This window comes from Streptomyces sp. NPDC079141, assembly GCF_040686775.1.
Taxonomy (GTDB): Bacteria; Actinomycetota; Actinomycetes; order Streptomycetales; family Streptomycetaceae; genus Streptomyces.
Genome location: NZ_JBFBLP010000002.1, coordinates 92,453 through 109,908 on the forward strand (window position 1 = coordinate 92,453; position 17,456 = coordinate 109,908).

General features: G+C 72.3%; 10 protein-coding genes. 2 read left to right on the plus strand and 8 right to left on the minus strand.

The features are described from left to right. Window positions 1-16: 16 nt before the first annotated feature. The 6 genes from AB0Q90_RS05520 to AB0Q90_RS05545 all read right to left on the minus strand — a co-directional run bounded on the left by AB0Q90_RS05520 (window position 17) and on the right by AB0Q90_RS05545 (window position 9,532). Complete coding sequence (locus AB0Q90_RS05520; protein WP_363159710.1) at window positions 17-745, minus strand: class I SAM-dependent methyltransferase; 729 nt, start codon at window positions 743-745, stop codon at window positions 17-19. After that, complete coding sequence (locus tag AB0Q90_RS05525) at window positions 742-2,172, minus strand: condensation protein (protein WP_363159709.1); 1,431 nt, start codon at window positions 2,170-2,172, stop codon at window positions 742-744. The genes AB0Q90_RS05520 and AB0Q90_RS05525 overlap by 4 nt, the downstream gene beginning before the upstream one ends. Beyond that, window positions 2,169-6,353 carry an alpha-(1->3)-arabinofuranosyltransferase family protein gene (locus AB0Q90_RS05530; RefSeq protein WP_363159708.1) on the minus strand — a complete coding sequence of 1,395 codons (4,185 nt, stop codon included), beginning with the start codon at window positions 6,351-6,353 and terminating at the stop codon, window positions 2,169-2,171. Before AB0Q90_RS05530 ends, AB0Q90_RS05525 begins: the two co-directional genes overlap by 4 nt. Further along, window positions 6,350-7,027 (minus strand): class I SAM-dependent methyltransferase, encoded by a 678-nt coding sequence (locus AB0Q90_RS05535; protein WP_363159707.1) that lies wholly within the window; start codon window positions 7,025-7,027, stop codon window positions 6,350-6,352. Before AB0Q90_RS05535 ends, AB0Q90_RS05530 begins: the two co-directional genes overlap by 4 nt. Window positions 7,028-7,182: 155 nt before the next feature. After that, window positions 7,183-8,334, minus strand: coding sequence for a glycosyltransferase family 4 protein (locus tag AB0Q90_RS05540; protein WP_363159706.1), 1,152 nt, complete (start codon window positions 8,332-8,334; stop codon window positions 7,183-7,185). Between the two features lie 223 nt (window positions 8,335-8,557). Beyond that, entirely contained in the window at window positions 8,558-9,532 is a 975-nt protein-coding gene (locus AB0Q90_RS05545) for a DUF3068 domain-containing protein (protein WP_363159705.1), read from the minus strand. Between the two features lie 177 nt (window positions 9,533-9,709). Here AB0Q90_RS05545 and AB0Q90_RS05550 point away from each other — a divergent pair, with 177 nt between their 5' ends. Together AB0Q90_RS05550 and AB0Q90_RS05555 are read left to right on the plus strand one after the other, a co-directional pair. Continuing rightward, complete coding sequence (locus tag AB0Q90_RS05550) at window positions 9,710-9,862, plus strand: hypothetical protein (RefSeq protein ID WP_010042314.1); 153 nt, start codon at window positions 9,710-9,712, stop codon at window positions 9,860-9,862. A 3-nt stretch (window positions 9,863-9,865) separates the two neighbouring features. Continuing rightward, window positions 9,866-11,107 (plus strand): helix-turn-helix domain-containing protein, encoded by a 1,242-nt coding sequence (locus AB0Q90_RS05555; RefSeq protein WP_363159703.1) that lies wholly within the window; start codon window positions 9,866-9,868, stop codon window positions 11,105-11,107. A gap of 13 nt (window positions 11,108-11,120) precedes the next feature. Here AB0Q90_RS05555 and AB0Q90_RS05560 read toward each other — a convergent pair whose 3' ends face one another. Together AB0Q90_RS05560 and AB0Q90_RS05565 are read right to left on the minus strand one after the other, a co-directional pair. Beyond that, window positions 11,121-12,488 (minus strand): hypothetical protein, encoded by a 1,368-nt coding sequence (locus tag AB0Q90_RS05560; RefSeq protein ID WP_363159702.1) that lies wholly within the window; start codon window positions 12,486-12,488, stop codon window positions 11,121-11,123. Continuing rightward, the gene (locus tag AB0Q90_RS05565; RefSeq protein ID WP_363159700.1) at window positions 12,478-17,424 is read right to left on the minus strand and encodes a tetratricopeptide repeat protein; all 4,947 of its coding nucleotides are present in this window, start codon (window positions 17,422-17,424) and stop codon (window positions 12,478-12,480) included. Before AB0Q90_RS05565 ends, AB0Q90_RS05560 begins: the two co-directional genes overlap by 11 nt. Window positions 17,425-17,456: the final 32 nt, after the last annotated feature.

Genomic DNA, 17,456 nt, shown 5'->3' on the forward strand with positions numbered 1-17,456 from the left:
GTCGCCCCCCTTCCTTCTAGGTCTTCCGCGCGTGCAGCAGCAGGATCGAGGCGAGCGGGGGTCTGACACAGGCCAGCCGGTCGAGCGGCACGAGTGGGCGCGGTACGCCGTGGAAGGGCGCCCCCGCCAGCCGAACGACGTCGAAGCCGGACGCGGCGACGAACTCCCGCAGCGCACGGGCGGTGTAGAGCCGCAGATGGCCCACGACCTCCCTTCCCGGGCGGCCGTGGACGGCACGCAGGCTGACCTCGGAGAAGACGGGCTGGACCCCGGCCAGCAGCAGGGCGCGGTTGTACCAGGCGGCCAGGTTCGGGGTGGAGAGCATGAGGTGGCCGCCCGGTTTGAGGACGCGGCGGATCTCGTCCAGCGCCGCGTCCGGGTCCACGAGGTGCTCGATCACCTCGCTGAACAGCACGGCGTCGGCGGAGCCGTCCCGGAACGGCAGCCCGCCGTCGGTCAGTTCACCGCGCACCGAGTACGGCAGCCGGGTGCGGGCCCGTCTGAGCGCGTCCTGGGACCAGTCGACGCCGACGATGCGATGACCGGGGAGGAGAGGGGCGGCGGTGGCGGCCGCGGTGCCGTCGCCGCAGCCGATGTCGAGGACGGTCCTCGGGGTTGTGGTCCTCCCCAGGGCGGAGGCCAGCATGCGGGCCTGACGGAGACTGCGCGAGGTGCCGGAGGAAACGGGGACGGCCGGGTCCTCGTAGAAGTCCCGCAGCTCCCTCCGGGGTGCGGTGGTGGTCATTCGGTGACCTCCGTCGTGTGCAGGTAGTGCTCGAACAGGTCCCGCAGATGCGCGCCGTCGCCGTGGCTGAGCAGCGCCCGCGACCAGCGCAGGGCGAGGTGCAGCCGGCCGGCGGTGGAGGCGGTGGTGACGGTGAGGCCGCGCGGCATCCGGGCCGGCGCCGAGAACCACACCGCGTACGCCCGGCCGGCCTCCTCGCCGAAGTCCAGCGGGTACGGGATACGGCCGATGTTGCTGAGCAGGGTCGTCGAGGTCCAGGGCGCGGCGGCCCGGCGCAGCCCCCGGGTGAGCGCGGCCCGCCAGGCGACGGGGGTGAGCGGCGCGGTGAGCAGGGCGGCGCCGTGGCCGAGCTGGGGGCGGGGGAGGGACTTCAGGGCGCGGGTGCGGGTTGCCGTGCGGCGCAGGAGGGCGGGCAGGTCGGACGGGTCCAGCTCCTCGGGCGAGAAGGGGACTTCGACGAGCCGGGTGCCGTTGCCGATGGGCATCGTGGTGTCGCGGGGGCGGTCGTCCACGGGCATCGTGATGCGCAGAGGACGGGGTGGGGCGCCGTGCTCCCGGTTCCAGTGCGCGAGGGTCAGCGCCGTGGCGGCCATGAGCTGGTCGTTCACGGTGTACGGGGAGCCCTTGGGGCGGTGCGGGAGGGGCAGTTCGCAGACGAGCATGCCGTTGCCGGGGGAGGGCTCGGGGGTGCCGGGGGCGACGCGGGCGGGGCGGTTCCAGTTGGAGGGGGTGTTTTCCACGGGCGGTGGGGCTTCAGGAGTACGAGTGGGTGCGGCTGCGGGGGAGTTGTCCCGGCCGCCGTACAGCTCCGCCGCCGTGGCGAGGACGCGGAGGCAGGCGGGGCCGTCCAGGGCGGTGTGGTTGATGGTGAGGAACAGGACCGTGTGGTTGGGGTTGCTGTCGGGGGGTTTTGCTTGCCCGCGCTTGCGGGGTGCCGCTCTCTGTGGGACGGGTGCCGCCCCAGCGGCACCACTACCCGCAGCGGTGGCCGTCGCGCCCACCGCGTCCGTCGCCTCGCTCCCCTGAACCGGCCCTGCCCCCTCCACCACCTCCAGCCGGATCGGCGGCGACGCCGACAGCGGCGGTACGGCCGTCAGCGCACGCGTCCGCGCGGCCCGCAACGCGTCCCGCCCCGGCGCCGGAAAGCTCACCACCTCCACGTCGGGCTCCGCCGTCAGCTCCCATTCGTAGCGCCGCCGGTACCACCGCCCCGGCGCCTCCCGCATCAGGATCCGCGGATGCCGGCGCAGCGCCTCGACGAAGGCCGTGCGCAGGCGGGCGGGGTCCAGGCGGCCCGGCAGGTGCACCTCGATGTGGACCGTCTCCGGTTCCTCCTCCTGGAGGCAGTGCCGGGCGACCTCGTCCACGACCGGGAACGGGATCCGCACCGGCGCGGAGTCGCGGGCGGGTCGGTCCAGCGCGGTCATGCCGGCTCCTCCTTTCGCAAGGGGGCAGGTCCGTCAGGTGCGCCGTCCTCGCCGTCCTCGCCGTTCTCCTCGTCCCGTTCCCCGACACTCACCAGCGCCGCGAACAACCCGATCAGCGCCAGCAGTTGGGCCGTGGGGCCGAACGCCCCCGTCTCCTCCGCCACCGGCTCCCCGGCCCCGATCGCCGTCACGACGCCCGCCGCCGCGAGCGCGACGACCGCGATCGGTACGAGCAGTTCGTGGCGCCGCCGGGACAGCAGTGCCAGCGCCGGGACCAGCAGGGCGAACCAGCCGGCGATCACCGCGGCGACCAGCGTCAGAGCCACCGTGCCGAGCCACAGGCCGGGCGCCGGCGGGAGCGGCTGCTGCTCGTCGGGGTTGGGGGCGCGGCGACGCCACAGCGCCAGGCCCGCCAGGGCGGCCAGCGCCACCCCGCTGCCGATCAGCCCGGCCTCGTAGGTCACCGCGGGCTCGTAGGACAGCTCGACCGTGCCACCCTCTCCGGCCGGGATGCGCCAGCCCTGCTGCCAGCCGTCCAGCCGGACCGGGGTCAGCTCCTTGCCGTCCAGCGTGGCCTTCCAGCCGTCGTTGAAGTTCTCGTACGTGGTCAGGTAGGAGGCGGCGCCCGAGCCGACGGTCACCTCGCGGCGGTCGCCGAGCCAGTCCCGTATGCCCAACTCGCGCTGAGTGGCGGAGGGTTCGGTGAGCGTGCCGCGGGTCAGCGTCACCTCGGACACGGTCAGCGGACCGGCGTCCCCGGCCTCGACCCGGTGCGAGCCGGAGGACAGCTCCAACTCGCCGTCCGTACGCCCCTCCTGGCAGGGCGTCACCTCGACGGGCCGGCGCTCCACCAGGTCCCGCACGGTTCCCCTGACGCTCGTCTCGTACAGCTCGCCGTCCACCGCCAGCACCGGACCCTTGCCGCACGGCAGGGAGAACGTCCGGGTGCCCTTCGGCTGCGGGGTGCGGTAGCGGTCGCCGAGGGCGGGGACGTAGGCCTCGGTCAGGCCCACCGGGAGCTGCATGTCCTCGTCGACGAACGGGTTGTACAGGGTCAGCGGGGCGGTGTCGGTGATGGTGATGTCGAGGCGGTCGGTGGTGATCGGCGGGAAGCGGACGTTGCCGTTCTCGTCGACGCCGGCGATCGCCGCGCCGTCGGGGGAGGAGATGTGCACCTCGGTGGGCCGGGTGGCCAGGCCCCCGGCGGGCGGCAGCACCACTTCGCCGACCGGGACCTTGCCCTCCCAGCTCAGATGGATCGTGGGCCGGTCGCCCGCGATCCACGCGGTGGTCAGGTCACCGTCGGTGAGGTTGCGCGGGGTCAGGCCCGCGCCGAGCCGGGCCGTGGAGTCGGCGGTCGCGACGATCTGGTTCCGCTGCCCGGGCGCCACCTCGTACAGCAGCCGGTCGAGCGCCTCTCCGGGCACCGGCACCGCGCCGGCCCGCACCTCGTACGTCCCCGAGCCGGCCGTCGAGAAGCGCCGGTGCAGCCCCGCCTCGGTGCCCGTCGCGGACAGTCCGGTGGGGTCGGCCGGGCGGGACAGGGAGACGATCTCGGCGGCGGCCTGGGAGTCCTCGGCGTCGGTGGGCAGCCGCAGCATGCGGGTCACCTGGACGTCCGGCAGGTCGATCTCGGAGAAGCCCGCGCCGGTCAGCCCCGCGCGGCGCACCACCGACTCCAGGATCGTCAGCTTCATCCAGTCCGTCGGCCCGGCCGGCGCCCTGACGCTCTGCACGGTGCCGTCGGGCTGGAGGTACGTCGTCTCGCTGCCGCGCTCGGTCTCCACCCGCACCCGCGTCGGCGCGGACCGCACGCCTTCCTGCGGCAGCGGAGCCACCTTGAAGGAGCCCGGCATGTCGTACTCGTCGGAGAACCCGATCCGCAGCCACTCCCCGGCCGGCGAGCTCTCCGAGCCCTCCGTCCAGGCGGTGTCCGGGTTGCCGTCGAAGGCGTTCACCGGGTCGTACTGCGGCAGATGGAACAGCCAGCTGCCGTAACTGGAGGCCGTGACCGAGCGGGCGCCGCGCAGCTCCGCCACCGTCTGATGGTCGCGGCCCTTCGTCGGCAGGATCTGGTGCGGCTTCTCACCGGCGTCCTGAGTGGCGTCGGAGGCATTGCGCTCGTCGCGCGTGTACGTGTACGAGGTGTTCGCGTTGACCAGCCCGAACCGGGTGTCCGCGCGCCGCAGCCCGTCGCCGACGATCTGCACCGGCGGCGAGCCGAGCCCCGGATGGTTGTCACCGGTCAGCACGCTCGCCCGGCCGCGCAGCGAGCCCGCGACCGGCAGCAGCGACTCGGGGCCGCCGGAGACCACGGCGGTGTCGGCGACCGCGCTCAGCCCGGCCTGCCCCGGCCGCGGCACCCCCTGCGGCGGCTGGTAGATCTCCACCGCCCGCTGCCGCGGATACAGGCCCTCCACCTGGAGCGGGGTGTCGGGGGCGATCGTCCCGCCGGTCATGACCGGGCCGTAGCCCTTCACCCGCACATACCCGGACTGTTCCAGGGTGCGCTTGACGACCGTTGTCGGCACATTGCCGATCTGGTCGGGGTCGAGGTCGTTGCGGACGACGACGTAGTACACGCCCGCCCGGCTCAAGTAGTCGGCAAGACCCGGCACTTCGGCGCCGCTGGTCAGCGCCTGCTGCACGGCGTCCATCGCGCGCCGGTTGCCCGCGGTGCCGAAGGGCACGTAGTCGCGCTGCGCCCAGCGGGACTCGGCGACGACATCGAGCGGCTGGTCGATCGTGGAGCCCCAGGTGTAGATGCCGTGCGCGGTCGCCGGGACGACGAGGGCACGCGCGTCCGGGGAGAACTCCTCCATCCAGCCCGCCGTGGCCTCCCAGTAGTCGGGGATCTCCCGGAACGAACCCGGGTTCAGGATCGACCCGTTGAGATACGGCCACATCAGCCCCGGCAGGATCAGCACGGCCGCGATCAGCGTGGCGAAGCGCCGGCCGCGCACCCGGCGCGCCCCGCGGGCCTCGGCCGCCACACCCACCAGGTGGGCGAGGCCGAGGACGAGCGCGAGGGCGAGGCCGGTCTGGAACTTGTAGATGTTCCGGAAGGGGACGAGCCCGCCGTCCAGCCAGTCCTGCACGACCCCGTGGAAGGGCGCGCCGAACGCGCCGCCGTACCCGGCGAGCAGGATCAGCGCCGTGGTCAGCACGGTCAGCACCAGCCAGCGCCGCTCCGGCATGTCCCGTCTGGCCAGGCCCGCGAGCCCGAGCCCGGCCGCCAGCGCCGAGCAGACGATCACCACGACCGAGGAGGCGACCGCCCAGCCGGCCGGCAGCCAGGCGTCCCCGAAGTGCAGATAGGCCACCCAGTTCCCGCTCCCGCGCAGCGCCTCCGTCGCCGCCATGGTCTCCGTCGTGGTCTGCGAACTCTCCACATAGGGAAGGAAGTTCTCGCCGTAGAAGCCGAGCAGCAGCAACGGCAGCCACCACCAGGCCGTCGCCAGGATCAGCCCCGGCACCCACCAGGCGATCAGCTTGCGCTGCCGCGGCCCCGGCGGCCGGGACAGCAGATACAGCCCGACCGGAAGCAGCGAGGCCAGCGTCGAGGCCGCGTTCACACCGCCCATGAACGGGATGATCAGCGCCGACCGCAGAGCGGCGACCCGGGCGCTGTACCGTTCGTCGACCAGCGGCAGCAGCACCCACGGCAGGAACGCGCCGGGCAGCGCGGCGGCGGACGTCGAGCCGACGACGACCGTGAACACCGGCCACAGCGCGTACGCCACGGCGGCGAGCAGCCGGGAGGCCCCGCTGCCCACCCGCAGCCGCTCGGCCAGCCGCAGCGCACCCCAGAAGGCGACGGACACGATGAGCGACATCCACAGCCGCTCCGCCAGCCAGACCGGCAGCTGCACGGCGTCGGCCAGCCAGTAGAACGGCAGCATCGGGAACAGATAGCCCGCGTACTGGTCGGATATCCCGCCGAAGCTGCCCTGGTCCTGCCACAGCTGGCCCAGGTCGGTGAAGAACCGCCCCGGGTCCACGGTGACACCCAGTTTGGTGTCGAAGGTCTGCCGCCCCGGATGCACCGCGAGGAACAGCACGGACACCACGGCCCAGAAACCCAGCAGCCAGCGCCGCGACCGCGGCCCCTCAGGAGGGCCCGAGGTGGCCGCGGTGGTGGGGACGGCTGCCGGAGGAGGGGCCTGGACCGTGGTCGTCATGGGGGACACCGCCGGAGGATGAGGAGGAGATTCCAGGTGGCGACCTCGCGGATGCCGGGCGCCTTGACGACGGCCTCGGCGAGGAACGGCCAGTAGCGGGAGCGCGCCGAGACGACCGTGACGTCGTCGCGGGCGCGGACCTGCCGCAGGGTGGGCCCGATGTGCACGGCGAACAGGTTCTCGCCGAGGGTGTGCTTGGCGGGCCTGCCGGTACGGCGCCGATAGCGGGCGCGGGCCCGGTCGGCACCCAGGTAGTGCCACGGGGCCCACTCGTGACCGCCCCACGGCGACAGCCAGTTGGTGAACGACACATAGATCAGCCCGCCGGGCCGGGTCACCCGCACCAGCTCGCTGAGGAAGGTCTGCGGGTCGGCCACGTGCTCCAGCACGTTGGAGGAGAACGTGACGTCGGCGACCCCGTCGTACAACGGCAGCAGATAGCCGTCGGCGATCACACTCCCGTCGGGCGGCTTCCGGCCGAGCTCGTGCAGATCGGGTTCGAAGAGATACGCGTCCGCACCGCGCCGCCGGAACTCCTCGGTGAAGTACCCGCTGCCGCCGCCTACGTCGACGACGGTACGGCCGGCGAGGGGGCCGTCGTAGGCCTCGACCTGGGAGACGGCATCGCGGGCGAGGAGGGAGTAGCAGGCTTCGGGATCGTCCTGCTCGCGCATGAAGGCGCGAAACAGAGTGAGGGATCTGCCAAACGAGGGGTCGCGTGAATAGGGGCGCGGGGCTGTATCCGATATGCGGCTACCGCCGCGTGCGCGCGACAAGCCACGACGCACCCGCAGCCGCGAGACGGCCTCACTCACCCGGCGATTAGGCGTCACGGCCGCCAACCTCGCACGGCCTCCGCCGCAACAGCCCGGAACTGCCTCACCGTCCGGTCCCAGCGATACCCGGCCGCATGATCCCGCGCCGCCTTCCCCATCAACTCCCGTCGATGCCCGGACAGCGCCAAGGTGCACCAGGCAGCAGCGAAGGAGGACTCCCCAGAGGCCAGCACCCCGGTCTCACCGTCAACCACGGAGTCCCGAAGCCCAGGCACGTCGAAGGCGATCGCCGGAGTCTCCCGAGCCGCAGCCTCCGTCACCACCAGCCCCCACCCCTCCACCGCGGAGGGATGCAGCAGCAACCAGGCCGCGCAGAGCAGCCGGTGCTTCTCGGCCTCGGTCACATGCCCCGTGAACTCGACTCCAGGCCCGGCGAGTTGCTCAAGACGCCCCCGCTCGGGACCGTCACCGACGATCACCAATCGCCCGCCCGTCACCGGCCGCACCCGCTCCCACAACCGCAGCAGCAGATCGATCCGCTTGTACTCGACCAGCCGTCCCACGGCGACGAACAGCGGCTCGGAGGAGCGGTCCGCGCGCGGCCCCGGCTCCTCAACCCCGTTGTGGACGACCCGTATCCGCTCCCGCTCCACGCCGATCGCCCGGAGGGCATGCGCGGTCGACGGCGACACGGCCACCAGCAGACTCTGCTGCTGCGCCCCCGTCAGCGCCCAGTGCTCAAGTCTTCGTCCGATCCGGGCAGCGGGGGCCAGCGGCCCCGAGAACCGCATCCGCCACAGGTCGGTGTGGACGTGGTTGACCAGGCACAGCGTGGGACCGCGGTGCCACAGGGGCGCCAGATACGGCACCCCGTTGCAGACCTCGACCAGCAGATCGGCCTCGCCGACCTGACGGGCGAAGGCGGAACGGGCGCGCAGGTAGTGGCCGTAGGCGCCGCCGGCGGAGACGACCCGGTAGTCGCGGTAGGCAGCGGGTCCGCCGCACAGCAGGGTGACCTGGTGGCCGAGGTGGGTCAGTCCGTCGGCGAGCCGGTCGACGAGCAGTTCGGAGCCCCCGGCGGCCTGGTTGCCGAGGTCACGGTGGGCAAGGAAAACGATTCGGCGCGGTTGTGGGGGGAGCGCCGGAGGGTGCTGCGGCACCGTGGGGAACGGTGCGTGCAGCGAGGACGGCACGTGCTGGGGCATGGGTGCTCCAACTCGTCTCGGGGTGCGGAACTCAGCGTGGGGGAAAAGAGCCGACTGGTTACGGCCGGGGCGGAATGGGTGCTTCTGTGGGGGAACCAGGTGCTTGCTGCGAACGGACTGTGGACGGGTTGTGCTCGGGTGGGGTGGACAGTTTTCGCCCAGCCGTTCGCCACGGCTACTCACCGAGATGACAATTTCCGGCTTTATTAGAGCTGACGTCACGTCATATCGTGAGCGGAGGCTGGGGCAACTCGGAAGAATCGGGACGGCGCCTCCCGCGTACCACCAAAACACCCCCCACCGCGGCGAGGACAAAGCCCGCCACAGCCGCACCAATGGGCAAAGTCTTTCCCACCATGCGCAGTTGGTCGGTGTCCTGCTCCGCCTGCCGCACCGCCTCCTTCTGCGTCTCGGTGGTGAACGAGATCTTCCGCGCGTCGAGCAGCACCGCCGCGTCCTTCTCGCTGCCGGGCGCGCGCAGCGTGCGGCGCGGGCCTGTCTGCGCGTAGAGCACGCGGCCGGTGGTCTGGTCGACGATCAGCTCGACACCGTGGTTGGCGTACCACTCCTCGGCCAGCACCTGCGGCACGTCCAGGTCGACGATGCTCCCCGGCACCAGCCGCGTCCCGGTCTTCGTCGCCGGCACCGACGCCGTGAACCGGTATCCGGTGTACCCCTGAACCTTCTCGGTACCCCGGTAACGCATCGTGACCGTCCCGCCCAGGGTGTTGTCCCACCACCGGTAGGAGCGCTTCTCCACGTCGAAGGGGAACTTCAGATACGCCTCACCCTGGATGTACGGCTTCTCCTCGCAGCAGTGCACCGGCTCGGTGGTCTTGCGGTCCATCACCCAGCGGTGCGGCACGAAGTCCAGCGCGTCGTGCGGATCCGCGGCCGGCAGCGACTTGTCGGTGTCCACGGTCGTCGTGACGTCCCACACGGCGTTGCCGCTGCGCTCGCTCTCCGCCACATTGCCCCGCACACGCTGAGTGACGGTGATCTTCCGGTCCGGCACGGTCTCGATCCGCTCGGTGTCGAAGACGCTGCCGGTGCCTTCGTACACGGCGGTGGTGTCGATGTCGATCGGGTTCACGGCGGCCCGTGGCTCGACGTACCAGGCGAGCAGGGGGGCCAGGACCAGCAGAAACGTGCCGAGGCCCAGCAGTATCAGCGAGAGAGGTGAGGCGGTTCGGCGCATCCGGGCACTCCAGGAGAGGGTGAGATGGCGGAGTTCGGGCCGCTCTATGGGCCGGGAACCGTAGGCGCCCCTTGACGGAGTGTCAATGTCCTGCCGACACTGGGGGCCGACAGGCAGGGACGGGAAGCCCGGGTGGGGACGACCGAGAAGCGGCCGTACAGAGAGGCTGACCCTGCGATGTCCAGACTGCTCGCCGCCGCGCTGACCGTAGCGCTCGCCGCCGCCCTGGCGGTCGGTGCCGCGCTCGGCGTGGTCGCCCTGCTCGAAGCGACGCCCGACCAGCCCAACACCCCGCTGATCACGTACGAACAAGCAGGCCAGGGGAGTTGACCCGTGCCGCCCGCCGCCCGCACCGACGCCGTCACGGCCCGCTCGGCCTGGCACGACGTCCCCCGCCTCCAGGTCCGCCGCTTCGCGGCGATCGCCATGGCCGAGGCGCCCGCGCTCGCCGAGGAGATCCTGCGCGAGATCCGCCGCGAGTACCCCCATCTGCCCGTGGTCCTCGACGAGTCCGGCGAGCCCATGGCCCTGGTCGGCATCCGCCGCGCCATCGAGGTCTTCGTCCAGCACCTGGAGACGGCGGAGGGCCGCCCGACGGTCCCGCCGGGCGTGTTCCAGGAGTTCGGCCGGGGCGAGGGCATCAACGGCCGCAGCCTCGACTCGCTGCAGGCGATCTACCGCATGGGCGTACGCCTGGCCTGGCGCCGCTTCGCCGACATCGGCCAGCGCGTGGAGATCCCGCCCCCGGCGATGTACGAACTCGTCGACGCGGGCTACGAGTACCTCGACGGCCTCGTCGACCAGTCGGTGCGCGGCTACGCGGAGGCGGCGGCGCGGCAGGCCGGCGAACGCCTGCGCCTCCAGCGCCGGCTGATGGAGCTCCTGCTGGCCGAACACCACCGCGGCGACCCGGCCGACGCCCTCTCCGAACGCGCCGCCCGCATCGGCTGGCCGCTGCCGTCGAAGGTCGCCGTCGGCGTGGTGCTGCGCCCGGCCCGGGAGGCGGTCGCGCCGGCGGTCGGGCAGGGCGTACTGCTCGACATGGAGTACGAACAGCCGAGGATGGTCGTCCCCGAACCGGACGCGGCGGGCCGCTCGGAGCTGCTCCACCGCGCGCTGACCGGCTGGTCGGGCGCGATCGGCCCCCCGGTCCCGCTCGCCGACGCGGCGAAGTCGCTGCGCTGGGCGGAGGCGGCGGTACGGCTGATGGAACGCGGCCTGCTGCCGGCCGGCGAGGTCCTGTACTGCACGGAACACACCGAGGCGCTGGTGCTGTTGCAGCCCGAGGAACTCATCGACGACCTGGCCCTGCGCTGCCTGGCCCCCCTCACCCACTGCGGCCCGACCCACGGCCGCCGCCTCGCGGAGACGCTGCTGGCCTGGCTGGAGACGCGGGGCGGGGCGCCGGAGGTGGCGGCCAGACTGGGCGTCCACCCCCAGACGGTCCGCTACCGCCTGCGCCAGATCCGTGAACTGTGGGGCGACGAGATCGACAACCCCGACCGCCGCTTCGAGCTGGAACTGGTGCTGCGGGCACAGCGGTTGAGGGGGGTGCTGGGCGAGGTGCGGGGGTGAGCCGGTCCTCGGGTCATTCCCATACGAGTGTGTCGCCGCTGACGGCCGCGACGGGTGAACCGGGCCGGGTGCCGGTGGCGTCGACGGTGTGGGCGCCGGGCGCGAGACCGTCGAAGAGCGCCTGCGTCGGCTCGGGCCCGGCGAGGACCACACGGGCGTCTTCGAGGCCGCCGTTCTCGTCGGTGACGGTCAGGCGTACGGCGATCCCGGCGCCGCCCGCCGAGGCGATCCGTACGGACAACTCCTCGCCGGCCGTGATGACTTCGGGCACGTCGAGCCGCAACTGTGTCTCCCCGGGCGCCCGGACCACGACGTCGGCTGCGGTGAGGATGCCTTCGAGCTCGTCGAGGGCGGCCGTGTTGCGCTGGAGGTTTCCGTGCTGGTCGGGGATGCGGCGCAGGGTGTTGCTGTCCATGGGGACGTCGGAGCGGCAGGCGCCGGGGAGGGGCACGGTGCCGTCGCCGTAGTGCAGTTCCCCGATGTAGGTGCCCTGGAGTTCGATACCGCCGTTCTTGATGCGGGCGGTGGTCGGGGTGTTCTGCTGGATGCCGACCAGGGCGTGGGTGGCGGTGAGCGAGGCGGGGCGGGCGGACTCCGCTGTGCGCAGGTCGGTGTGGAAGCGCATGGCGTCGAGGACCTGCTTGTGATCCAACTCCGGGATTCCGCCGCGGACTTCCGTCGTCTTCGAGAGCTCTCCCGTCGTCGGGTCCTCGATGCAGGCGTACTCGGGGAGGAGCTGGTACAGGGAGGGCAGCGTGCGGGCGAACGCCGTCAGGTCGAAGGAGAGGGGGCCCAGGCGCTGGTGCGTGCCGTTGACGAGCTGGGCCAGCGCCTTGGCGGCGCCGCGGTAGGGGGTGCCGAGGGTGATGAGCTTGCGGGTGTGGCCGGCGCCGCCGCACTTCTCGATGTACCAGCGGGCGATGAGCCCGCCCATGGAGTGGCAGACGAAGACGAGCCGGGCGTCGGCGTTCCGGGGATGCTTCGCGCGCCAGCGTTCCAGGGCCGGCTCGACGACGGTGATGAGGCGGCGGGCGTTGTACCGGTTGGACAGGCGCCAGTCGTAGGGGACGGGGAGGAGGTTGCCGGCGGCCTCGGTCCAGCCGAGGGAGTGGAGGCGGTCGAGGAGGACGTCGTAGCCCTTGACCGGGGTCCAGAGGCCGGGGACGAGGTGGAGGTCGGTCATCAGGGCCACGGGTTCCACGCCGTCGCCCGGGTGGTCGTCGCCGATTCCTTCGGGGAGGCGGAGGTCGTTCACGGAACGGCCGAAGGTCCTGATCGCCTCCAGGACGGCGCCCGGGGTCGGCGACCAGACGAGGCCTTTGGGAGTGCGGAGGGTGCTGCCGGTGATGCCGGGGAGGACTACGACGAGGTCAGTGGTCATCGGGGGTGGTCCTCCGGAGGCGGGCGGTGAGGCGGGGGACGAGGGTGCGGGCGGCGGGGTGGTGGGGGGTGATGTCCACGAGGGCGTCGATCCAGGTGGGGATGGCGTCGGGGGTGCGGTCGCAGGCGGCGGCCAGCGCTTCGGCGGCTTGTTCTCCGTCGTCGGCGGCAGCGATGGCGATGGCCAGATGGAACTCGGCCTCGGCCATGGAGGAGTCGTCGGTGGCGGCGGTGAGGGCGACGAGCGCGGCGGCGTGCAGGGCGACGGGGTCGGGCTGCCGCGCCGCGTCGTGGAGCAGGGCGGGGAAGAGCGACGGGTCGTCCAGCGCGTCGAAAGCGGCGGCCTCGGCGCCCTGTTGAGCCAGCCTGAGCAGGCAGTAGGCCTGACTGAACAGACGGCGGTCCTCGGCGTCGGCGGCCTCGCTCGACAGCGTGCCGAAGACATAGTCGTCCAGGAGGTCGGCACGGCGCTGCGCGAGGAGCGTTCGCCGGTCGGCGTACGAGGCGGTGGCGAACTCGTAGGCGAGGACGGAGCTCAGGATCGGGCGGTACGCGGCCTCGACGCCCTCGCTCCGGGCCGACTGGCGCAGGGCACGGTAGCGCTCGGCGGCATCGTCGGTGAGACCGGACAGGATCTCGTCCACACAGACGTCGGCCTCAGGGGCGAGGATTTCCGGGTGCGCCGCGAGATGGTTCCGTTCGGCGCTGTAGGACTCGGTGTCGACCCAGGCCCGGACCTGCTCCAGCAGATCGTGGTCGAGGGTGAGCCAGGCCGGTGGGGGCTCGGCGGTGAGCCGGCGCCATTCCCGGTCGAAGGCCTCGGGGTCGGCGGCCCGGTGCCGTCGGCCCTCCGCGTGCAGAAGCCAGAGGAGCCCGGTGTCCTCGACGGCGGCCCTGGACCGTTTGGACTCGGCGGCGGTCTCGGACCGTTCGACCTCGGCGAGCCAGGCCGCCGCGCTCGGGTCGCCGGCGGGCGCGAGGGCGGAGCGCTGCAACAGGAGGTGAGCGGCGCTGACGGGGGTGGCCTCGCCGAGAATGTCCGCCCACAGCGGCTCAGCTGATCTCCCCAGCAGGCCGTAGAGGTTGGCGAGGGCGGTGAATGCCACGGCGAGGTCGGGCAGATGGTTGGGGTTCGCGGCGGCCAGGGTGCGATAGAGGGCGACGGACTCCTCGGCGGGTTCCAGGGCGGCGGTGTGGTCGCCGAGGCTGCCGAGATGGATGCCGAGGTTGGCGAGGGCGCTGGCGAGATCGGTGAGGTGGGCGGGGTTGGCTTCGAGCACCGTGCGATAGAGGCCGATGGCCTCCACGGTCAGGTCCTGCGCTTCGCGGTGCCGGCCGAGGTTGCTGTAGTGGTTGCCGAGGTTGGTGAGGGCGCTGGCGAGATTGGGGAGGTGGGCGGGGTTGGTCTCGGCCAGGGTGCGGTAGCTGCGGACGGCTTCCTCGGTGGGGGGCAGCGCGTCCTCGTGCCGGTCGAACTCGCCGTACCAGATGCCGAGGTTGGTGAGGGCGCTGGCGAGTTCGGGGAGGTGGGCGGGGTTGGTCTCGGCCAGGGTGCGGTAGAGGCCGACGGCTTCCTCGGCGGAGTCCAGCGCTTCGGCGCGGTAGCCGAGCTCGCTGAACCGGAGGCCGAGACTGTTGAGGGACCCGGCGAGATTGGGCAGGTGGCCCAAGTTGTCCACGGCCAGCACACGCCATCGCTCCACGGCTTCCCTGGCGCAGTCCAGCGCTTCGCTGTGCCGGCCGAGGCCGCTGTAGCGGTTGCCGAGATTGGTGAGGGATCCGGCGAGGCTGGGCAGGTAGGCGCGGTTGGTCCCGGCCAGCGTGCGCCATCGGTCCACGGCTTCCTTGGCGGTGTCCAGTGCCTCGGTGCGCAGGCCGAGGGTCTGGTAGTGATTGCCGAGGTTGGTGAGGGATCCGGCGAGGCTGGGCAGGTAGCCGGGGTTCGTCTCGGCCAGCAGCCGCCGCAGCCGAACGGATTCCTCGGCGGCGGCCAGCGCCTCCCGGTGCCGGCCCAGGCTGCTGTAGTGAGTGCCGAGACTGTTGAGCGACCCGGCCAGGTTGGGGAGATGGGCGGCGTTCGTGTCGGACAGACCGCGGTAGAGCTGGTAGGCCTCCTCGGTGCAGCCCAGTGCGTCGGTGTGGTTGCCGAGGCTGCCGTAATGGGTGCCGAGGTTGCTGAGCGCGCTGGCGAGGCTGGGGAGATGGGCGGGGTTGGTCAGGGCCATTACCCGCCGCAGCCGCACGGATTCCTCGGCGGGGGCCAGCGCCTCCCGGTGCCGGCCGAGGTTGCCGTAGCGGATGCCGAGGTTGTTCAGGGCCATGGCGAGGTCGGCGAAATGGTCCGGATCGCGTTCGGCCAGGGTGCGGTAGAGGTCCACGGCTTCCTCGGCGGGGCTCAGCGCCTCGTCCATCCGGCCGAGGTTGCGGTAGCGGATGCCGAGGCTGTTGAGGGCGCTGGCGAGGTCGGGGAGGTGGGCCGGTTCGTGTTCGGCCAGCAGCCGGTAGAGGTCGACGGCCTGCTCGGTGGGGAGCAGCGCGTCGTCGTGGCGGCCGAGTTCGCTGTAGCGGATGCCGAGGTTGGTGAGGGCCATGGCGAGCTCGGGGTAGTGGGCCGGGTTGCTCTCGGCCAGGTCGCTGTAGAGATCGAGGGCTTCCTCGGCAGGGGGCAGGGCCTTGTGGTGGCGGCCCAGGCTGCCGTAGCCGTTGCTGAGGTGGGTGAGGGCGCTGGCGAGGGAGGGGAGGTAGGCGGTGTCGTTCTCGGCGAGCGTGCGGTGGAGATCGGCCGATTCCTCGATGAGAGGCATTGCCTCGACCTCCAGCCCCCAGTGCTGGAACCGCACGCCGATGAACGAGGCGGTCATGCCGACATCGGGCAGCAGAGGGGGGCTCGTCTCCGCCAGCGGGCGCAGCAGCGCCAGCCCCTCCGGCCCGGCATCCGCGGCGTGGCGCCACGCGTACAGCCACAGATAGGCCGGGCTCTCGGCCGGAATCCCCGCGGCGAGGTGATCCCGGTACACCCCGAGCAGCGCCTCGGCCACCGCCAACCCTCGTGGATTGAAGGGCTGTTCGGCCGAGCCCGTGAACACCGGCCGCAGATGATCCGCAAGACTCTGATGCGCCATCCGATAGACGGCGACGCCCTCCTCACCGTCCTGCACGACATGCCGGCCCAGCTGCTCCAGCACCCGGCTGAGGTCCTCCCGGGTGACCTCGGCCCCCTCCGGGGCCTCGACGTTGGCGACGGCGAGCCACTCGTCCTCCGGGAATCCCGCGCCGTAGGCCCAGGTCAGCGCCCGCAGAACGGACTTGGCCAGGTCGACGGAGTCCGCGGGCACCGCCGCCAGGTCCGTGTCCAGCGCCTCCTCCACCGAGTGGCTGACCTTCTCCTCCCAGCCCGCCTCGGACGTGTCGACCGGAGCCGCGGAGAGCTGGTCCGCCACCAACCGGGCCAGCAGGAACGTGTGCTGAACCTCGGCCGCGTCCTCCCCGAACAGATGTCCCGCCACTGCCTCCGCGTCCATCCGCGGGTCGACGTCGCTCAGCCGCAGGCGTACGTACTTCCGGAGATCGTCCCGTCCCCGCTGCCGCACCTCGGGATCGTCGAGGTCGATCCCCGCCCCCTCGGGCGCCAGCGTCGCCACGAGTGAGGGGCCCTCCCCGCGCTGCATGTCCCGGGTGGACACGACCACCACCGCATGCGCGGCCAGCCGCGTCAGCAGATCGTCCGCGAGCTTGAAGGCCTCGCCGCGCGCCTCGTCCAGCCCGTCGAGCACCAGGACCGGCGGCTCGGCCCCGTCCTCGACGGCCCGTTGCACCTCGCCCACCAGCTCACTGGCGTTCCGCCGCGCCTCCCGGGCGGTCAGCAGGCCGGTCCGGACGAGCTGGCCGGCGAGTTGTTCGGCCGCGAGGTCCGCCGTCAGGCCGCGTGCGTGCACATGCGCCGACACCGACCGTTCCGCGGGCAGCTCATGGCTCCAGGGACGGCCGTCCTCATGCAGCAGCCGCCGCCGCTCCTCCGGGTTGGACAGGCTGACCACCCGCCCCAGAATCGCCGACTTCCCGGTCCCCGCCGACCCCGTCACCACCTGCAGACCGGGGCTGCCTGCCTGCACCCACTCCACGACCTGGTCCACTTCCGCCGTACGCCCGGTGAACCAGGACTGCTCGTCCAGTCGCGCCCCGCTCCGCGCCGCCCGCAGCAGATGCTCGACCACCTGCTCGGGCGCCCCGGCGTCGTACAGCGGGTTCCGGAACATCCACCACGCGCTGCCCCGGGACCGGAAGTCCGGGGTCTGCGCGCCGCTGTTCCACTCCTTGACCACCGCGTCGCAGACGTCGTCGCCGCGCACGTACTCGTTGTGCACCGACCAGCGCATCCGCAGCTCGGGCAGATCCGGACCCACGGCGAGGACCTTGCGCAGCCGCTGCCCGAACAGCCCGTCGCGGGCCTTCTCCGGCGGCAGACAGGAGGTGATCACGCCCACCCAGACCTGTCCGGCCGCCCGGGTCTCCCGCATGATCAGCGTGGCCAGGTCGTCCGCCGAGATCCCGTCGCCGGAGAAGCAGGTGTCGAAGACGAAGAGGAGCTGGTTGGCGCCGGACTGGGCGCAGGGCAGCACGACGTCGGTCAGGCCGAGACCGTCGTCCGCGTATGTGCCGCTGTCCGTGGTGAGCAGCCGCAGACCACCGGCCGCCGGAAGGCTGCCGTGCCCGCTCCACACCACGACCAGCGCGCTGTCGGCCGCCAGCGTGCCCCGCAGCCCCCTCAGATAGCCGCGCGCCTCCCCCTCCGTGGGGTTCCGCAGTGGTTCTCCGTCGAAGGCGCCCCCCAGCAGCGCGGATAGCGCCTCCACGTCTCCCACCGCATGATCCAGCTGCTTGTGCGCATCCGACGTGTACTCCCCGACGCCGATGCCGGCCAGACGCCCCTTGAACACCTCGTACCCCCCGAGCGGCTCCGTGCAGGGCG

Bases quoted from the DNA above. Each gene is read 5' to 3' on its own strand.
- AB0Q90_RS05520 (WP_363159710.1), bottom strand. From the start codon at position 745: ATGACCACCACCGCACCCCGGAGGGAGCTGCGGGACTTCTACGAGGAC.
- AB0Q90_RS05525 (WP_363159709.1), bottom strand. From the start codon at position 2,172: ATGACCGCGCTGGACCGACCCGCCCGCGACTCCGCGCCGGTGCGGATC.
- AB0Q90_RS05530 (WP_363159708.1), bottom strand. From the start codon at position 6,353: ATGACGACCACGGTCCAGGCCCCTCCTCCGGCAGCCGTCCCCACCACC.
- AB0Q90_RS05535 (WP_363159707.1), bottom strand. From the start codon at position 7,027: ATGCGCGAGCAGGACGATCCCGAAGCCTGCTACTCCCTCCTCGCCCGC.
- AB0Q90_RS05540 (WP_363159706.1), bottom strand. From the start codon at position 8,334: ATGCCCCAGCACGTGCCGTCCTCGCTGCACGCACCGTTCCCCACGGTG.
- AB0Q90_RS05545 (WP_363159705.1), bottom strand. From the start codon at position 9,532: ATGCGCCGAACCGCCTCACCTCTCTCGCTGATACTGCTGGGCCTCGGC.
- AB0Q90_RS05550 (WP_010042314.1), top strand. From the start codon at position 9,710: ATGTCCAGACTGCTCGCCGCCGCGCTGACCGTAGCGCTCGCCGCCGCC.
- AB0Q90_RS05560 (WP_363159702.1), bottom strand. From the start codon at position 12,488: ATGACCACTGACCTCGTCGTAGTCCTCCCCGGCATCACCGGCAGCACC.